This window comes from Aliiroseovarius crassostreae (assembly GCF_025137635.1).
Taxonomy (GTDB): Bacteria; Pseudomonadota; Alphaproteobacteria; order Rhodobacterales; family Rhodobacteraceae; genus Aliiroseovarius; species Aliiroseovarius crassostreae.
The window spans coordinates 1,617,521-1,635,602 of sequence record NZ_CP080772.1 but is presented as its reverse complement, the minus strand read 5'-3'; the positions used below and the strand labels follow the sequence as shown (position 1 = coordinate 1,635,602).

Below are 18,082 nucleotides of genomic sequence, written 5' to 3'. Positions count from 1 at the left end.
TCACATGAGCACAGAAGACAAAAAATTTAATCTTTTCAGAGTTCTCGTCGTGAGTTCTGAAGCGGAGCTGTCAGACGGGATCGAACATGTCATCGAAACGGTTCCGCAGTTTCGGGTGGTTCGCTCAAATGCCAACGCGCTTGATAAAGTGGATAAATCCACGCGGATTGATGCCGTAGTTCTGAGCGGCCATGAGCTTAATTCCGACATGTTGGAGCTGCTCAACCAGGTCCGGTTCCAGTTCTCCGGGCAACCTGTGATCATTGTTTCGGACAAGCTGGACGAGGATCAGACCCGGCAGTTGATCAAGCTGCAGGTGCATGACTGGCTGACCCATCCGGTCAAACCGGAAAGCCTGATCAAATCGGTTGAAACGGGGATCCGGGGTGCGCGGATCGACACCAACCGGGTGCATGCGGTTGTGTCTGGCAGTGGCGGGGCAGGCGCGACCACCCTGGCGATTTCACTGGCCGATCTGATGGTTTCACATGTGATCAAGAAGGGGGAGAGTGTCGCCCTGTTTGATCTGGATTTCGCGACGGGAAACTGTGGCTACAGCCTTGATATGGTGAACAGCTACCAGCTTGATAAAATCATTGCCACGCCGCAGCGTATTGACGCGGAGTTTGCCAACCTTATCCAGGAAAAACAACGCACTGGCTATCATATCTATTCGTTCAAACGTCCTGAGCTTCTGACCGATGCAAATGGGTATGAGTTGGTCCTGCGGATGCTGGATGCGGTCAATCTGCAGCACGAATACACGATCCTCGATATTCCCTATTACGAAACTGAATGGCGCGACGATGTGCTGGGGGCGGTCAATTCCTGCACGCTGGTGACCGAGGCAAACCTGCCGGCCTTGAAGCACACGCTGGATACGCTTGAGAAGATCAAGTCGCTTAGGGACGGAGAGATCCCGGTGCAGATTGTGATCAACAAAAGCAAGTCCCGCCTGTTTGGCAGCAAACTGTCCGCCGCGCGCCTGAAAGAACTGTTCGGGGATGTGCCCTGTTATTTCATGCCCCGTGATGATGACCTGATCGAAGAGGCGCTCGATAGAGGGGTGCTTCCCAGTGAAATTTCGCAACGCTCGCGCTTCCTGCGTGGGTTGAAGAAATACCTTACCACATCGCTGACCCCGTCGCTGGAGGCCCAATAATCATGCTGCGTCCTGTCTGGAAACTACTGATCGTGTCTGCCGTCTTCCTCACTGGATTTGTGACCGCGGGGATGGGGCAGAGCAGTAAGAAAGTCCCGCGTGATCACGGGCCGGTCTCGGCCCAGATCGTACCGTTCGACAGCGCGGAGAAGGCGGGGACAATCATTATTTTCAACAAGGATCGCCTGCTTTACCGGGTGTTGGGGAATGGCACGGCCGAGCGATACAAGATCAGTGTCGGGCGAGATGGGTTCACATGGACCGGGACAACCTATGTCGGTGGGAAAAAGGAATGGCCCGCCTGGCGCCCGCCATCGGCGATGCGTGCCCGTCAGCCTGATCTGCCCGGTTACGTGCCTCCGGGACCATATAATCCGCTCGGCGCGCGCGCGCTGTACCTTTACGTCAATGGCCGGGACACGCTTTATCGAATTCACGGCACAAATGATGCCGGATCGCTTGGGGGCTTTCAGACATCGGGCTGTTTCCGGCTGTCGAATGCAGATGTGATGCAACTGTATTCGAAGGTCTCGAACGGCACCAAGGTGATTGTGAAATAGGGGAGGTTTCGGGGATCATGGCAGGACGATTTTTCAGAAAAGCGGAGCAGAAATCCGATGGCGTCGCAGCACCGGTTGAAACTGACCTTGTGCTGCGCGAACGGGATCTGACAGGGGCAAAAGGCGGATCCACAGCGGCGCAGGCCAAGGCGGCGGAATTGCCTGATTTCGTGTCTGAACGCGTTGATCTGCATCGGTTCCTGCTCGACAAGATCAATCTCGCGGTGCTCGATACGCTTGAGAAGGAAGAATTGCATGATGAGCTGCGCCCGCTGGTGCGGGATTATGCGCGGATCAATGATTTTCCGCTCAGCACCAAGGAACTTGAGAATTTCATTTCCGATATTGCCGATGAGATGCTTGGCCTTGGCCCACTGGAGCCACTGATTGGCGATGACACAATTTCCGATATCCTCGTTGTGGGGCCAAACCGGGTCTACGTGGAACGGTTCGGGCGGCTGGAACAGACACAGGTGCGGTTCAAGGACGAAAACCACCTGATGCGGATTGTGCAAAAGATCGTGGCCTCGGTCGGGCGGCGTGTCGATGAAAGCTCGCCGCTTGTGGATGCGCGCCTTCAGGATGGGTCGCGGGTGAATGTGGCGATCCGGCCTGTGGCGGTGGACGGCCCGCAGGTGTCGATCCGCAAATTCTCACGCTCGCCCTTCAGCCTGGAAAGGCTGGTCGCCAATGGCGCCCTGCCGGGGCAGATGGCCAAGTTGCTGGCCGCTGCGGTCGAGGGCAAGGTTTCGCTGATCATTTCCGGCGGCACAGGCTCGGGTAAGACCACGCTTCTGAACGCGCTGTCGGCGTTCATTCCGCATGAAGAGCGTCTGGTGACGATTGAGGATGCGGCGGAGCTTCAGCTGCAGCAACCCCATGTGGTCCGGCTGGAAACGCGCCCGCCTTCGGTGGATGGGCGCAATGAAATCCTGCAGCGGGATCTGGTGAAAAACGCGCTCAGGATGCGCCCGGACCGGATTGTGATCGGCGAGGTGCGCGGCAGCGAAGCCTTTGACATGTTGCAGGCGATGAATACGGGGCATGAAGGGTCGATGACCACCATTCACGCCAACAACCCGCGTGATGCGCTGTCGCGGGTTGAGCAGATGGTGGGCATGGCTGGGATGCCGATGAGCCAGAATGCGATCCGCTCTCAGATCTCATCAGCCATCCATCTGATTGTGCAGGTGGACCGGCAGCGAGATGGCTCTCGCCGGTTGATGTCGATTTCCGAACTGACGGGCATGGAAGGGGACGTGATCCAATTGCAGGAAGTCATGAAATTCGTGCGCACGGGGATCTCTGAGGACGGGATTATCGAAGGTGAGTTTCGGGCAACGGGCATTCGCCCGCGGTTTCTGGATGAGTTGGAAACCCTTGGGTTGGTTCTGGACAAGAGCATGTTTGACCCCGCAAAAAAGGTGGAATGATCCGTGTTGCAGGCCCTGATATACGCATCCGTTTTTGTCGCAGCCCTGCTGCTGACCGACACACTTGCCCGTGCGCTGCTGCGGTCGCGGCGGGCAACGCGGGAAGTTAACAGCCGCCTTCGCCATCTGGCGCATTCGGACAATCAGAATTCCGCTTATGACACGCTGATCCTCAAGCGGGGGATCCGGTCTGATCTGGGGGCGCGGGTGATCCTGGATCGGCTGGTGCGCCTTTACAATCAGTCGGGTCTGGAAATGAGCCGCCCTCGCCGGATCAGTTACGTGCTGTTTCTGTTTTTAATCGGCTGGCTGATCGCCAGTGTCTTTGTCTCTGGAAAACTGCCCGTTCAACTGGTTTTTGCATTCTGTTTCACAGGGCTGAACACGCTTTTGGCGCTTGCTGTCCTGCGCCATCGTCGCATGAAAAAGTTTGTCACCCAATTGCCGGGCACCATTGATGTGATCGTGCGGTCGCTGCAGGCGGGGCACCCGCTGAATGCGGCGATTGCGATGGTGTCAAAGGAGATGCCGGATCCGATCGGGTCTGAATTTGGCCTGCTCAGTGACCAGTTGACCTTTGGCTTTGATATCGAAAGCGCGCTTGTGAACATGCAAGAGCGCGTCGGCGTGGATGAGCTGAAGTTGCTGACCGTGACGATCACGGTGCAGTCGGGAACGGGTGGGAACCTGGCGGAAATTCTTGAAAACCTGGCAGGTATGATCCGGGATCGCCTGATGCTGAGGGCAAAGATCAGGGCAATTTCGGCTGAGGGGCGTCTGACGGCCGTGATCATGGCGGTGTTCCCGTTTGGTCTTTATTTCGTGATCAAGCTGCTTGCACCCGACTATTTTGATCCCCTGATCGACACTGGATACGCCACCACGGTGGTCACGATCTGCCTTATCATGATGGGGTTTGGGATGATTATTCTGAACCGCATGGTCAATTTCGATTTCTAGGCTGGAAGGAGCAGAGATGACACAACTACCTGTTCTTGCTGCGATTTTTCTGGCGGTTCTGCTGTTGGCTTTCAGTGTGGTGAACTATGTTTCCAGTAAGCGGGAGGTTCGCCGCAATATAGCGCGCATCAAATCAACGACGTCCGGGCGCAAGCAATATCAGCAACGCCAGTTGGACGAACTCCTCAGTGAAGAAAATGAAACGGCGCGGTATTTCTTTGAGGTTCTGCGCAATGATGCACCGGACAGTCTGAGACCCCGGCTGATCCGCGCAGGCTTCTTTTCGCGCCGGGCACCGATGGTTTTCAACCTGATCCGGTCCCTGGTCGCGGTGGCTGTGTTTGTGCTGATCTGGGTGGGAACCTACCTTTTGTCGTCTTCTGTGCGACCGATGGTGGTGCTCATGTTCGCCGTTGCCTTTTCGGGGGCGGTTTTCATCCTCGCCAATGTCGTATTGGACAATTTAGGCAAGCGGCGTGAGAGGGAGTATCGCAAACTCTTTCCCGATTTCATGGACCTGTTGATTGTCTGCGTGGATGCAGGACTTGGGATTGACGCAGCCCTCGATCGGGTCTCGCGGGAGTTTCTGGTGACCAACCCTGATTTCGGCACCCATCTCAGCATTATCGTGCTGGAATTGCGGGCGGGGCGCCCCATTCATGAAGCTCTGAGCAATTTTGCAACTCAGGTAAATCTGGAGGAAGCCCGTTCTCTGGCCACATTGTTCCGCCAGTCGATCGAACTCGGCTCCAGCGTTGGCAAGACGTTGCGGGTGTTCAGTGCAGAGATGCGCACGCTGCGTATTGTGCGTGCTGAGGAAAAAGCAAATGCGCTGCCGGTCAAGATGTTGTTTCCGCTTGCGGTTTTCATGTTCCCCGTCAATCTGGTGATCGTGCTTGTGCCGGTATTGATCGGGATCTTGAAAATGTTCATGACCCTGAGCCCTCCGGGTTAAGACCCTGTCAGCGCGCCGGTTTCAGATCAAAAAAGGCCCCGTTCAGGGGCCTTTTCTGTGTTTGATGGCTGTGCTTAAAGCGTTTCGGAATAAACTTGAAACACAGGTTTATTCCGAAACGCCCACAACATTGTTATCTTTGACAGTGTGCCGACTTTTCCCTGTCTCAGGTGAACGTCGAAACACTTTAGGGACGGCAAGTGCCTTTACAGGGACAGATCCGTAATTTTGCGTTTGCGCCGCGCCACGGCCACGTTTTTCCAGGCCACGTCGAGGAAATCCTCGCTAAGCTCTGCGGGTTGCCCAAGGAAGGCTGCAAGCGCCTTGACGTGATCAATCAGGAACCCCGGATGCGCCCCGGATGGCACCACATTGCGCTTTTTATAGTGGCTGTCAAAGAACCGCCCCAGAACCGCCCCGTCGAAATCCAGTCCGCGCACTTTGGCAAGGTTGCTGAAAATATGCAGGTAATCCTCGCGGGTTGGACTGGGCACGAAGATCTTGAAATGGATCCGCCGCAGCGAGGCATCATCAGCGAGATCTTCGGGCAGGGTGTTGGTTGAGAACATCACCAATTGGTCAAACGGCACGCGGAATTTCTGCCCGGTATGCAGAGACATGATGTCGAAATGACTTTCCAAAGGGACAATCCAGCGGTTCAGGATCTCGGTGGGCGAGGACCTCTGTCGCCCGAAATCGTCGATCACAAACACGCCGCCCAATGCCTTGAGATGCATCGGTGCTTCATAGAGGCGGGAATGTTCGTCAAATTGCAGATCCAGCATATCGAGTGTCAACTCGCCCCCGGTGACGACAACCGGGCGTTCGATTTTGACCCACCGCTGGTCGCGGGCGCGTTTTTCCGCCTCGTCCTCGTCTACCTCGTCGTGCAGTGTTTCGTCAAAGAAGCGGATAACCTGACTGCCGACGATAAAGGCGTGGGGAATAAAGATCTGTTGGGAAAACACCTTTCCCAAGGCTTCCGCGATCGAGGTTTTCCCGTTCCCCGCTTCGCCATAAAGCAGAACTGATCGCCCTGAATTCACCGCCGGGCCCAATTGGTTGATCATCCCGTCGGGCAACACAAGATGGGAAAGGCCGCGTTCCAGCTCTTCTCGGTGAATGACCTCATGTTTGATGGTCTGGTCCTTGATCTGCGCCCAGAATGCCTCAAGCGTGACGGGGGCCGGGCCGACATATTTCGACATGAGAAGCGCTTCATAGGCCTCTTTCTTGCCCCGATCGGTGAGCGCGTAGCGGATGTCTGATTTAATATCCTGACTTTCCAATCCGCGGGCTTCAATCAGGTGCAGCTCCTGCATCTTGTTCAGGATCTGTCGCACGAGTATGGGCGAGAGCTTTACAATGCCGGCAATCTGCGCGGCCACCATTGTGCCGCCTTCGTTCATGATCTTGGCAATCAGTCCAATCAGAAAATGTGTATCAAGGCCGGTTTCGGAAATTTCTTTCGGTGCGGTGTTGGTTTGAAAATCCTTCATAATCAATTCCTTTCCCCTGCAAGAAGCGTAGCGGAATACAGCGGCTCAGGCAACAAAACTCCCTTATTTGCCACGCATTTGCGAGGGATCTTGCAGGGGGAGGGATCTCCATTGGCCGTCAAAAGTTGAGCTTTCTACAGGCCCTGATCGCCCGCGGGTAGAGCAGTGCCTGTCTTGGGGATCAGACCCTGCTGCTTTTTCGCGGGGGCTGACCAAGGGGAAGGAGGCCAAATTGACCTAAATCAAGGACTTGACGGGTGGTTTGTCTAATAGCTTACAAAAATTGTCTGATTAATCGCGCGCGGCGAGGCCCGGAATGGACATCAAACTAAAAGATCTTGCGGTCGGAGACAGTGCCAGCGTGGTGGGGTTCTGCCCCGGCGGATTGCCGTATCGCCGCAAGCTTTTGTCAATGGGACTGACCCTTGGCACCCAGTTCAGCGTAACCCGCGTTGCCCCGCTGGGGGATCCGGTGGAAATCAGGGTCCGGGGATATGCACTCAGCCTGCGCAAGGATGAAGCCGAGGTGCTGATCGTGAAAAAGGTCTTGTCATGAGCGGTTTGACCATTGCCATTGCCGGCAACCCGAATTGCGGAAAAACCACGCTTTTCAACGCATTGACCGGAACCCATCAACATGTGGGCAACTGGCCGGGAGTGACGGTGGAGAAAAAGGTCGGGTCCTTTTCCCATCAGGACACTCGGATAGATCTGGTCGACCTGCCAGGGGTCTATTCACTGAGCATCGTCGGCGGGGAAGCCTCGCTGGATGAGCGGATTGCACGTGAGTTTATCCTGACGGAACAGCCCGATCTTGTGGTCAATGTGGTGGATGCATCGAACCTTGAACGCAATCTCTATCTGACCGTGCAACTTCTGGAAATGGGCGCGCCCCTTCTGGTGGCGCTGAACATGATGGATATCGCCAGAACACGGCGCATCCATATTGATCTCGATGCGTTGTCGCGAAAGCTGGGCTGTCCGGTGGTGTCGACCTGTGCCGCCAGCAAGACCGGGCTGGAGGGGCTGGTGGAGCAGATGGTGGCGGCCGCGCGCCATCCAGAGCCCCCTCGTGCCACCACACGGTTTTCCGATCAGATTGAACAGGCGATCGACAGGCTGGATGCGGAAACCGGGTTCCATGTCGGTGCGGGCAGCCGCCGATGGCTGGCGATCAAACATCTGGAAGGGGATGAGCTTTGCCCCACCTTGGTTGATCCGGGCACCGCGGAGGCCGCAAAAACCTTGCGGGCAGAAATCGAGGCGGAAAGCGGGATTGACGCGGACACGTTGATTGCCTGCGGGCGATATGACTTTGTCGCGGAGATCACCAACGCCACGGTGCAGCGCAGTTCGGAACTCGGCCGTTCGCTGTCTGAAAAACTGGATGGGCTGGTGTTGAACCGGGTGCTGGGCATTCCGATTTTCCTGCTGATCATGTATCTGATGTTCATGTTCACCATCAATATCGGTGGTGCGTTCATTGATTTCTTCGACATTTTGGCAGGCACCCTTTTTGTTGATGGGCTGGCTGCGCTTCTGGACCAGCTTGGTGCGCCGGGCTGGTTGGAAACCTTGCTGGCCACCGGGGTGGGCGGCGGCATCCAGACGGTTGCAACCTTCATTCCCATCGTGGCCTGCCTGTTTCTGTTCCTCTCGGTGCTGGAAGACAGCGGATATATGGCGCGCGCCGCCTTCGTGATGGATCGTTTCATGCGGATGATCGGCCTGCCGGGCAAAAGCTTTGTCCCGTTGATCGTCGGGTTCGGCTGCAACGTGCCGGCAATCATGGCAACCCGCACGCTGGACAGCCAGCGCGACCGGACACTGACCGTGATGATGGCACCGTTCATGTCCTGCGGGGCACGCCTGCCGGTTTATGCATTATTTGCAGCGGCCTTCTTTCCGACCGGCGGACAGAACTTGGTATTTTTGTTGTATTTTCTGGGGCTTCTGGCTGCTGTTGGCACCGGATTGATGCTAAAGGCCACCCTTTTGCCGGGGAAACCCACCCCGTTTATCATGGAGCTTCCCGCCTATCACTGGCCCTCTGCGCGCGGCATTTTCCAACGCAGCTGGCATCGTTTGCGTGATTTTCTGACCGAAGCGGGACAGGTGATTGTGGTCATGGTGACCGTGCTGGCCTTTCTGAACTCCTGGGGCACGGACGGATCCTTTGGGAATGAAGACAGCGAGGCCTCTGTCCTCTCGGCTGTGGGGCGCAACCTGACCCCGATTTTTGCCCCTATCGGTATCAGCGAAGAGAACTGGCCCGCCACCGTCGGGATTTTTACCGGGATACTGGCCAAGGAGGCCGTGGTTGGCACTCTGAACACCTTATATACCGATCTGGCCGAGGATGGGGCAGGGGAGCCCGCCTCCTTCTCGCTTGTGCAAGGGGTGGGGGACGCTGTGTCGACCATCGTGCCGAACCTGAAAGCGGGGCTGGGCATGGCAAGCGACCCGCTGGGCTTGAAGATCGGCGATGTCAGCTCTCCTGAAATTGCTGCGGCGGAGCAAGAGGTGTCCGGGACTGTTTTCGGCACAATGGCCACGCTGTTTGATGGTCAGGCCGGCGCATTTGCCTATCTTCTCCTGATCCTTCTCTACATGCCTTGCGTGGCGGCGCTTGGCGCAATCTGGCGTGAGACCAGCCCGGGATGGGCAATGTTTGCCGGGGGATGGACCATGGCGATGGCCTATGGATCGGCCGTTCTGTTTTACCAGATTGCGACCTTTGCCCGCCATCCGCTGGCAACAGGAATGTGGTTGGCCGGGATTTTGGGGGCACTGCTGGTCCTGTTTTTGCTTTTGAAACGGGCCGGGCGCCGCATTGGGGCGCTTGATATGCCGGGCCGTGGTCCGACGGCCGGATCCGTTTGATGAAGGAGAGGTGCCTTGCTCTTAGATCTCAGATCCTATGTGAAATCGCGGCAATCCGTCAGCCTGCTTGAGATTTCAAACCATTTCAGGCGCCCGCCCGATGCGGTCAGGGGAATGCTGGCACATTGGGTCGCAAAGGGTGTGATCCGCCGGCAGAACCTGAGGGCCACTTGCGGCAGTTGCGCGAGCTCTCGTGATTGTGGGGGGTGTGACGTCACAGACAGTCTGGAGATCTATGACTGGGTCGGTTGAGAAAATCTTCCCGGTTATGCTTAAGAAGTTGTTTTCCTTTTGTCCTTAAGGTTGACCCTGATCGCCCTGCCACAGGACCTTTTTGGTCACGTGGCACCGGGGCTTATTGGAGGGTCGCGTGATGCAAGAAGACAACTGTAACCACCTCACCGGTCGGGTTCGAACCCTGGTAAATACCTGGGCTCAACGCTCTGCTGACGGTCTTGCGGCCTTTGCTCTTGTGCTCCTTTTCAGCCTTGTTCCCGGTCAGTCACGGGCCGATATCACACTCGTTTTTGGCACCTATGCCGCGGACAAACCCACGGCAACCGTCAAGAAATACAAACCTTTCTTGACGTTCCTCGCGTCGCGGATGTCGGAACGTCTGGGGGAACCCGTCGATATCAGGATGAAAATCTCCAAAACCTATGAAGATGGCATTGCACAGCTTGCCAATGGCGACGTGGATTTTGCACGTTTCGGTCCCGCCTCTTACGTCGCGGTGACCGAGATGAACCCCGAGGTCAAGATTGTCGCGATGGAATCCAAGAAGGGTAAAAAGCGTTTCAAGGGGGTGATCGCCGTTCATGAAAACAGTGAATTCGATAGCCTTGCAGATCTCAAAGGGCATTCCTTTGCCTTCGGTGATGAGCTGTCAACCATTGGTCGGTACTTGGCGCAGTCCCACCTGCTGAACGCGGGCGTTTCAGCTGCGAACCTGTCTGGTTTCAGCTTCCTTGGCCGTCATGATCTGGTTGGAGAGGCCGTGGGCGCAGGTAAATTCGATGCCGGTGCGCTCAAGGAAAGCACGTATAAGAAGCTGGTTCAAAAAGGGGTGCCTTTGCGTGTCTTGTTTGACTTTGACAATGTTACCAAGCCTTGGCTGGCCCACCCGAAAGTGCCAGATCGGGTTATGCAGGCAATGCAAGATGTGATGCTGGCAGAAAAGAACGATGAGCGGGTTCGGGAAATCTCGAAAAACGGTTTCCTGGCGGGCACTGACGAGGATTACCAACTCGTTCGCGATGCCATGCAACACAGCGCGTCGTTTTGATTGATGGGTTTGGTGTGAAGATGAAGCTCAACGGTGTCTATACGCAGATTGTTCTGTCCATGCTGCTTGCTGCAGGTGGGGTTGCTCTTTTGCTGGGAGAGCTTGAGCGGAGCACGCGTGTGGTAGAGCTGAACAAACGGTTGAGTGAGCAGGCGGAACTGGCGGTCTCACTGCTGAGCGGGGCCATGATCGAGGATATCATCGTCGAAGATGTTCCGGTTCTGGAAACGGCGATGCGACAGGCCATCAATCGCTACCCGCAGATGGTTTCGATCCGCTTGATCAATGACCAAGGACGACCGATTGCGTCAGCGAGTTCCGCCGAGGAACGAGCTGAGCATGAACTTGTTGATTTCAATAGTGATATTGTCTTTGAAGGAGAGAGCTTTGGGCAGATGCAGGTGGCGTGGTCCACCCGCGAAGGGGCGCAGCTGATTGAACAGCAAGTGCGCCACACCCGTTTGAACACGCTGTTGACCGTGTCTTCTCTTTCAGCCTTGTTCCTGCTTCTGGCCCATTTGTTTGCATTGCGCCCATTGCGCAAAACCCATGCGAGGATGTCCAGCGTTCTGTCCGGGCAGTTCGTCCAGAAACAGTCCATGCCATGGTTTGTGGGGAGAGAGTTAAAAGCACTGGACGCCTCTGTTGAAGTTCTGCAGGCCAACTTGCGAAGCCGTGATGCACGCGAAAAAGAGCTGGAGAAGGCACGGAATGCAGCTGACGATGCCAACAGAAGCAAATCAGAGTTCCTCGCCAACATGAGCCACGAAATCCGAACACCCATGAACGGGATTATTGGAATGGCGGATCTGCTGCAGAATACCGAGTTAGATACGGATCAGAAGCTCTACTCCGACACGATCCTCAGCTCCGCTGCGTCGCTTCTGTCCATTATCAACGACATCCTGGACTTCTCAAAAGCGGAGGCCGGGAAGTTTTCTCTTGATCCGACCCCGTTCAACTTGCGGCGCACCTGCGAAGAAGTGATGAGCATGCTGTCTGTCAGCGCGGGTATGAAAGGTGTCGAAGTCGTGTTGAGATATCATACAGATGTCCCAGACGGAATTTTTGCCGACAGCGTACGCTTGCGACAGATCTTAACAAATATTGCGGGTAACGCGGTTAAGTTCACGTCTGAGGGACATGTTTGCGTGGATGTTTCAACGGCCGACCACAATGGTGATTTGAAGCTGGTTTTTGCCATCACCGATACTGGCATAGGTATCCCAGAGGATCAGATCCAAAAAATCTTCCGCGCGTTTGAGCAGGTCGATGGTTCTAATACCCGAAAATACGAAGGAACCGGTCTCGGACTTGCAATTTCCAGCCACCTCGTCGAGCTGATGGGCGGAGAGATTGAGGTGCGGTCAACATTCGGCAAAGGCACCACTTTTACAGTAACCTTACCACTTCAGCCCGTGCAGCGCCCAACTGAATATATGAAAGTCGAGAGCAGAGATCTAAAAAATTACAAACTGTTGGTCGTCGACGATCTCCCCCTCAATTTGCATATCCTTCGAGAGCAACTGGGTAACTGGCATGCTGATGTGACTTTGGCGCAATCGGGACAAGAGGCTTTGGAAATACTTCAACAATCTGCCGAACAGGGGGCCGGGTTTGATGTCATTGTCCTAGATTATCAGATGCCAGAAATGACAGGCATAGAAATGGTTCAACGGTTGCGAACGAGTGGTTGGCATGAAGACACACCGGTTATTGTTCTATCTTCGGCCGATCAAAGTATTTCGGCTGATGTTCGAAATGCCTTGGGTATTGCAGCGGTGGTTCAGAAACCCCTGCGTATGGCAGCATTGAATCAGACTATTTGGTCAGCAATACATCCCGCCACTGCTGAAAATCCGGATCAACAGGCCGGGGGCGGCTTTGATGAAAGCATACCGGCCTTCCGTGTTCTGGTGGCGGACGACAATAAAACAAACCGCTTGGTTGTCCGGAGTATGTTGAAGGGGACGCCGATTTCTACTGAGTTTGTGGAAAATGGAAGGCAGGCAGTTGACAGTTACAAAGCGTGTCCTCCGGACGTAATTTTGATGGATATGTCCATGCCAGTCTTGAGCGGGATTGAGGCAACCAAAGAAATACGTCTTTGGGAGCAAGAAACCGAACAAACGCGGTGTCCCATTGTGGCTTTGACGGCCAATGCAAGAAAGGATGATCGAACAAAATGCTTGTCTGCGGGTATGGATGATTTTTTGACCAAACCAATAAATAAATCTGCTTTGCTGGATATGTGCCTTATGTGGGTTGGGGATGGAGAAAGCCCGGTCTGAACAATGGGAGAACTGGTGCTTTCAGTGTATGAAGTCCGAAACGCGTTGCGAAATACTTAACAGGGCGCTTTGTAATGATATTGCGTGTAATGCGGCATTAAGGCCAGTTTCTGTGTGTTTAGGTAGAACTTATTCAAGATCGCAATGTAGTGCCCCCCTTTTGGGGGGATACTCTGCCCTGCAATTTCGGCAGAAGGTCGACATGGGGGAAAAGAAATTACAGAGATGTGCCTTGGCGGGAAACGGCAGGTAAGTGCTACTAGGCTGCCCAATTTGGGTGGTTTCCTAGTGTCAGGGCGCAGCACGTGTTCTCATTACAATTGGGAAAAGCGGATTGGCGGGCCCTAACCGAGACGGTGCCGTTGCCGGCCATTAGGAACAATGGTTGGGGCACCCCGCTGTTTTGTCAGGGTAGGGGAGAAATGCCGATGATGAACTCATGTGCCCAAACTGTTGCGGCAAAAAGCACAATGCCCAGAGCGAAACGGATACTCCCGTTTATACTTGGTTTGAAACCAAGGCGAGTTTTGCGCAATGCCTCCCAGGTCTCAGTTCCCAATTCTCGACGTGTTCGCTTGTTGATGATTGTCCGGCCAAGCAGGGAAAACAATCCAAACAGTCCGAACATGATCACATGTGCCAGATCGCCATTTGCCACCAGATGTGCACTTGACCAAAGCAGAAGTGCGACAAGTAGCGGATGATGGAACCAACCGACAATGCCCGGATTATTCGGATCAAAAAGTGCGTTGTCACTGCCCCCGAAAGATAGGGGATTGGGGCGCCCGACCGATAGCACGACAAGGATAATTGCGAGAAACATTAAGGTCAGGGCCAGATGGTTCTGCCAGCTTTCCCAATGCCAGATTGGAATATGGGGGGCCGTTCGGGCAGCCAGGATCAATACGGTCAGTGCTGCAATGGATAGGATGCTATAGGCCAGTGTGAAGCCCCGCTTGCCGAGGACATTTACCAGGCGGTGTTTGACCTTGGGCCGGGTGGGGATCGAGTGGCTGACGAAGAAAAAGAGTATACCAAGTAAGAAACTGCTCCAGTCCTGCATCTGCTCGTCCCCTTTGCAAACAATCCTCGCCTTGCTGTGTAGCGGAGCAGGATCTGAAACGAAATGCGGAATTGAAGTCATGTTCTGCCAACAGCATGAGATAGATAATCCCAAACGTCCACTAATGTGGAATTTGTCAGTGCACAGGTGATGAATTGTCAATCAAAATATGATTGAAAACAATCGCTTAAGTCAAAATCAGTCTCGCGTTTCTTACTGGTTGCTTTTAACCCCATTTCAACACTCCACACCTTAGTCTGGCGAAAGACCAATTCACGAGGTTGCACGGCAAAAGGAATGGGACCAAATATGACCACCGATGCTCATGGAAAATTTTCACCCAAGAAACTGAACTCCGTGTTTGTCAAACTGACAGCGACGATCGTTGCATCCATAGGCGTCGCAGCTCTGTCTATGGTTTTTCTTTCTTTGAAGGGGAGTGACGAGGTCGTTGATAAACTTACCTCGGCGAAAAATCAGGAAATCACCCGTTTGCTGGGACAAAGTTTGCTGGGGTCTTTTCAGGTGATGAGTGCCAATGGGATACAGAACCGGCTGATGACAGTTGTTGATCCTGAAGACCCTTATTCCCCTACAGTCATTGCCGTCGCGAAGAATGGCCGTGTCCTGGCCCAGATGGGGCCAGAGCTGAATGACATGCCGCTTTTGGAAGGTCTGGTTGAGGAGGCCGTGCAAACGCAACGCGCACAAGAGGCGAGTGACGGCCTTTACTACGCTTATCCGATATATTCTGCAGATGGAAAAAAGTTCTATGGTGTTCTGGCATTCGCTTGGAATGCAAAAAAAACCCGAGAACTCGTGCGCGTTGAACAAGTTCGTACGACAGCGATTTCGGCGGCGGTTTTTCTTGTAGCGCTAGTTCTGATCATGTTCGGAGTTCAGAAGGTTGTCGTCGGGCCGCTCAAACAAATTGGGACAGCGGTCCGACAAATCTCCAAAGGGCACTATGATGTGGAAATCAAAGCTGCTGCCCATGGTGATGAGATGGGGAATTTGGCCGGAGCGTTATGTGACTTTGCGGGCGAACTTGCTACAGGTGCCGAGCTCGAAAAGCAAAACCAGTTCCGAAGTACAGCATTCCGGGATGTCTCTACCAATCTCATGATGACGGATGACACCTTGACCATTCAAGAGGTCAACCCAGCTATGAAGGCACTTTTTGCCGAAAAAAAAGAGGAATTTCTGAGTTGTATTAAGGGGTTCCCAATGGGCGGTGCTGAAGGGGAAAGCCTGGAAACGTTTCTGCAGGCCGCAACAGATCCGACCGCTCTGGACAGAATTGCAGCCGCTGAAAATCTCCCTTGTATGGTTGATCTTGTCGTTGGTGAAAGTCGCTATCGCGTGATGATTAACGATGTCCGTGATGCGGAAGAAGATGTCATTGGATATGTGGCGGAGTGGTCGGATATTTCGGACAGTTTTGTAAACCAAGCGCTGATGAAGGCGATTGACGAAAACCAGATTAAGGTTGATCTCAATTTGGATGGAGAGATCATGAGCTGCAATGCTCACTTTTCTGATCTGTTGGGAAGAGAGATTGAAAGCCTGTCTGGGTTGGCTTTCGAGGAGCTTTATTCCGGCTCTGATGGAAATAGTGAGCAATTTCAACAGGTGATCCAACATGTTTCCCAAGGCGCATCTCTGTATGACCACTTTGTTTTGACAGGAAGTGATGGTTCGCCATTGGTTGTTGACGGCGGGTTTGTTCCGGTTCGTGACCTTGATGGTCGGTTGATGCGTATCGTTTTGATAGCGACGGATGTTACGGAGACGCGGCGGGAGATAGAGGCATCGGAGGTTCGTCGGGCTGAGATGGAGGCGGCCCAGAACCGTGTAGTTGATGCGCTGCGCGAGGGGTTGAGCCGTTTGTCGGACGGGGATCTGACCACCGAGATCTCGGATGCGTTCTCCGAGAATTACGAACAGCTTCGCCACGATTTCAACCGGGCTGTTGACAACCTTCTTACAGCGATGCGCGGGGTGGTTGAGAATGCCGAGATGATCCAGGGGGAAGCGTCCGAGATTTCGAATGCAGCGGATGATCTGTCACAGCGAACCGAAAGGCAGGCAGCCACGCTGGAGGAGACAGCCGCGGCGCTGGATGAGCTGACATCATCGGTGCGTTCCGCAGCAGATGGTGCAGCGCATGCCAATGAAGTGGTTGAAAGCGCACGGAAAAATGCAGAAGTTTCTGGCGAGGTTGTGCGGGAGGCCGTAGAGGCCATGGGCGAGATTGAAACCTCGTCCCTGCAAATCTCGAAAATTACCGGCGTGATTGACGATATTGCGTTCCAGACCAACCTGTTGGCGTTGAATGCCGGGGTTGAAGCGGCACGCGCGGGTGAGGCGGGGCGGGGCTTTGCGGTGGTCGCCTCGGAAGTGCGGGCCCTGGCGCAACGTTCTTCTGACGCTGCACGAGAGATCAATGAACTGATTTCCGCTTCAGGCAGCCAGGTGAAACGTGGCGTGCATCTGGTGGACCAAGCGGGAGAAGCCCTGGTCGGGATTGTGGAAAGTGTCAGTGAAATCAGCCGGAATGTCGGAGAAATAGCCATATCTGCACGAGAGCAGAGCGCAGGTCTCGCGGAAATCAATGAGGCGGTAAACCAGTTGGATCAGGTGACGCAGCAAAATGCGGCCATGTTTGAACAAACAACCGCAGCCAGCCATTCGTTGACATGTGAGGCCAAAACGCTGACCAGTACCATGTCCCGTTTCAAAACCGGTCAGGCGGAACGGCCTGCAGCACAAATCATTGAAGCTGATGTTTTTGTCGAACCCATTTCACAAACCGAAGAGAGTGCCATCCATCCCCACCCCCTCCCGGGCCCCCAAGGCTCGGTAGCAATCGCACAGCAGGTCGAAGCGGACCATACCTATGAGGATTGGGATGAGTTTTGATCTAAAAGGATCATGGAGTGTCTCCGCAAAGAAACTGCCTACACGCGTTCTTATTGTGGATGATAGTCCGACAATGCGAAGCCTGATACGCTTTTGCCTTCAAAAAGACCCTCGCTTAGAGGTTGTGGGAGAAGCAGCGTCGGCGTTAGAAGCTCGGGAACTGGTGAAAACCAAATCTCCAGATGTAATGACGCTTGACGTTGAAATGCCAGGGATGAGCGGGTTGGAGTTCTTGCGTAGATTGATGCGGGCAAAACCAATGCCAGTTATTATGTTCTCATCATTGACCTCTGAAGGCAGTGAAGCTGCTATCACAGCATTATCGCTAGGTGCTTTTGAATGCATATTGAAACCCGGTCCCGGTGCTGGGCAAAGTTCACTTGAGAGCCTTCCGCGAACGATCCACGCCGCAGCGCAAGCACGAATAGGCCCTGTTGGGCGCGCAATGGGAAAAAATCTGTCACCGCATCAGGGGTTTAGTAACTGGAACGGAAAAACCGTTTTAATTGGAGCATCTACGGGTGGAGTGGAGGCGTTGGAGCTCCTGGTTCAAAAAATGCCAGTGAACTGCCCACCCATTCTGATTACCCAACATATGCCAGCACAGTTCTTAGCCAAATTTGCCAATCGGCTAAACAGAATTGCAAAGCCACAAGTTCGTTTGGCAAAAGAAGGAGACCGACCGCTTCCTGGAGAGATTTTGATAGCGCCAGGAGGCGAAACGCATTTGGTATTGGTCAATCCTCCGGATCCGAAAATTCACCTTCTTAAAGCGCCTAAACGAACGGGGCACCGCCCGTCTGTAGACGAAATGATGCTGTCTGCCCAAGCTATAGCAAATCGGGTCGTTGGGGTCATTTTGACGGGTATGGGAAATGATGGTGCGGAAGGTATGGCTCGGCTAAAAGCCCAAGGCGCGACTTGCCTTGCTCAGGATGAAGAAAGCTCTGTAGTTTTCGGAATGCCAAGGGTTGCGATCGAAAAAGGAGGTGTCGACGTCGTTTTACCTCTCGCTCAACTCCCAAACGCCATTCTTGATATGTGTTCCGGTTTGAAGAGGACGAGTTGA

14 protein-coding genes are annotated in these 18,082 nt (G+C 54.2%); 12 read left to right on the top strand and 2 right to left on the bottom strand.

The window, feature by feature from the left end:
- The first annotated feature begins 49 nt into the window (after positions 1-49).
- From K3J57_RS07790 to K3J57_RS07770, 5 genes are read left to right on the top strand one after another with little or no spacing between them, the layout of a single operon-like run.
- Positions 50-1,162, top strand: coding sequence for a nucleotide-binding protein (locus K3J57_RS07790; protein ID WP_259783367.1), 1,113 nt, complete (start codon positions 50-52; stop codon positions 1,160-1,162).
- Positions 1,163-1,164: 2 nt separating this feature from the next.
- On the top strand, positions 1,165-1,722 hold the full coding sequence (locus K3J57_RS07785; protein WP_259783366.1) for a L,D-transpeptidase: 558 nt from the start codon (positions 1,165-1,167) through the stop codon (positions 1,720-1,722).
- A 17-nt stretch (positions 1,723-1,739) separates the two neighbouring features.
- Positions 1,740-3,155 (top strand): TadA family conjugal transfer-associated ATPase, encoded by a 1,416-nt coding sequence (locus K3J57_RS07780; protein ID WP_259783365.1) that lies wholly within the window; start codon positions 1,740-1,742, stop codon positions 3,153-3,155.
- 6 nt (positions 3,156-3,161) lie between these two features.
- Positions 3,162-4,115 (top strand): type II secretion system F family protein, encoded by a 954-nt coding sequence (locus tag K3J57_RS07775; RefSeq protein WP_259790465.1) that lies wholly within the window; start codon positions 3,162-3,164, stop codon positions 4,113-4,115.
- 16 nt (positions 4,116-4,131) lie between these two features.
- On the top strand, positions 4,132-5,070 hold the full coding sequence (locus tag K3J57_RS07770; RefSeq protein ID WP_259783363.1) for a type II secretion system F family protein: 939 nt from the start codon (positions 4,132-4,134) through the stop codon (positions 5,068-5,070).
- Positions 5,071-5,276: 206 nt separating this feature from the next.
- Here K3J57_RS07770 and K3J57_RS07765 read toward each other — a convergent pair whose 3' ends face one another.
- On the bottom strand, positions 5,277-6,569 hold the full coding sequence (locus tag K3J57_RS07765) for a DUF8689 domain-containing protein (protein WP_259795333.1): 1,293 nt from the start codon (positions 6,567-6,569) through the stop codon (positions 5,277-5,279).
- 316 nt (positions 6,570-6,885) lie between these two features.
- On the opposite strand from K3J57_RS07765, the gene K3J57_RS07760 reads away from it, so the two are divergent.
- The 5 genes from K3J57_RS07760 (at position 6,886) to K3J57_RS07740 (ending at position 13,028) form a co-directional block, all read left to right on the top strand.
- The gene (locus tag K3J57_RS07760; protein ID WP_175502307.1) at positions 6,886-7,125 is read left to right on the top strand and encodes a FeoA family protein; all 240 of its coding nucleotides are present in this window, start codon (positions 6,886-6,888) and stop codon (positions 7,123-7,125) included.
- The gene (feoB, locus tag K3J57_RS07755; protein WP_259795331.1) at positions 7,122-9,452 is read left to right on the top strand and encodes a Fe(2+) transporter permease subunit FeoB; all 2,331 of its coding nucleotides are present in this window, start codon (positions 7,122-7,124) and stop codon (positions 9,450-9,452) included. The genes K3J57_RS07760 and feoB overlap by 4 nt, the downstream gene beginning before the upstream one ends.
- Positions 9,453-9,491: 39 nt before the next feature.
- Complete coding sequence (locus K3J57_RS07750) at positions 9,492-9,704, top strand: FeoC-like transcriptional regulator (RefSeq protein WP_259794882.1); 213 nt, start codon at positions 9,492-9,494, stop codon at positions 9,702-9,704.
- 121 nt (positions 9,705-9,825) lie between these two features.
- Entirely contained in the window at positions 9,826-10,737 is a 912-nt protein-coding gene (locus tag K3J57_RS07745; protein ID WP_259795329.1) for a PhnD/SsuA/transferrin family substrate-binding protein, read from the top strand.
- 20 nt (positions 10,738-10,757) lie between these two features.
- Entirely contained in the window at positions 10,758-13,028 is a 2,271-nt protein-coding gene (locus K3J57_RS07740; RefSeq protein WP_259797746.1) for a response regulator, read from the top strand.
- Between the two features lie 406 nt (positions 13,029-13,434).
- Here the strand turns inward: K3J57_RS07740 and K3J57_RS07735 are convergent, their stop codons facing one another.
- A complete protein-coding gene (locus K3J57_RS07735) occupies positions 13,435-14,091 on the bottom strand; it encodes an NnrU family protein (protein WP_259783359.1) in 657 nt (218 codons plus the stop codon).
- 309 nt (positions 14,092-14,400) lie between these two features.
- Between K3J57_RS07735 and K3J57_RS07730 the strand changes: the two genes are divergently transcribed.
- On the top strand, positions 14,401-17,013 hold the full coding sequence (locus K3J57_RS07730; RefSeq protein ID WP_259795328.1) for a methyl-accepting chemotaxis protein: 2,613 nt from the start codon (positions 14,401-14,403) through the stop codon (positions 17,011-17,013).
- Positions 17,003-18,082, top strand: a complete 1,080-nt coding sequence (locus K3J57_RS07725; RefSeq protein ID WP_259790442.1) for a protein-glutamate methylesterase/protein-glutamine glutaminase — start codon at positions 17,003-17,005, stop codon at positions 18,080-18,082. Before K3J57_RS07730 ends, K3J57_RS07725 begins: the two co-directional genes overlap by 11 nt.

What these genes read in the sequence shown, in the direction of transcription:
- K3J57_RS07725 (WP_259790442.1), top strand. Translation starts at nt 17,003, where the DNA reads ATGAGTTTTGATCTAAAAGGATCATGGAGTGTCTCCGCAAAGAAACTG.
- K3J57_RS07785 (WP_259783366.1), top strand. Translation starts at nt 1,165, where the DNA reads ATGCTGCGTCCTGTCTGGAAACTACTGATCGTGTCTGCCGTCTTCCTC.
- K3J57_RS07765 (WP_259795333.1), bottom strand. Translation starts at nt 6,569, where the DNA reads ATGAAGGATTTTCAAACCAACACCGCACCGAAAGAAATTTCCGAAACC.
- K3J57_RS07740 (WP_259797746.1), top strand. Translation starts at nt 10,758, where the DNA reads ATGAAGCTCAACGGTGTCTATACGCAGATTGTTCTGTCCATGCTGCTT.
- K3J57_RS07745 (WP_259795329.1), top strand. Translation starts at nt 9,826, where the DNA reads ATGCAAGAAGACAACTGTAACCACCTCACCGGTCGGGTTCGAACCCTG.
- K3J57_RS07760 (WP_175502307.1), top strand. Translation starts at nt 6,886, where the DNA reads ATGGACATCAAACTAAAAGATCTTGCGGTCGGAGACAGTGCCAGCGTG.
- K3J57_RS07780 (WP_259783365.1), top strand. Translation starts at nt 1,740, where the DNA reads ATGGCAGGACGATTTTTCAGAAAAGCGGAGCAGAAATCCGATGGCGTC.
- feoB (WP_259795331.1), top strand. Translation starts at nt 7,122, where the DNA reads ATGAGCGGTTTGACCATTGCCATTGCCGGCAACCCGAATTGCGGAAAA.
- K3J57_RS07730 (WP_259795328.1), top strand. Translation starts at nt 14,401, where the DNA reads ATGACCACCGATGCTCATGGAAAATTTTCACCCAAGAAACTGAACTCC.
- K3J57_RS07770 (WP_259783363.1), top strand. Translation starts at nt 4,132, where the DNA reads ATGACACAACTACCTGTTCTTGCTGCGATTTTTCTGGCGGTTCTGCTG.
- K3J57_RS07735 (WP_259783359.1), bottom strand. Translation starts at nt 14,091, where the DNA reads ATGCAGGACTGGAGCAGTTTCTTACTTGGTATACTCTTTTTCTTCGTC.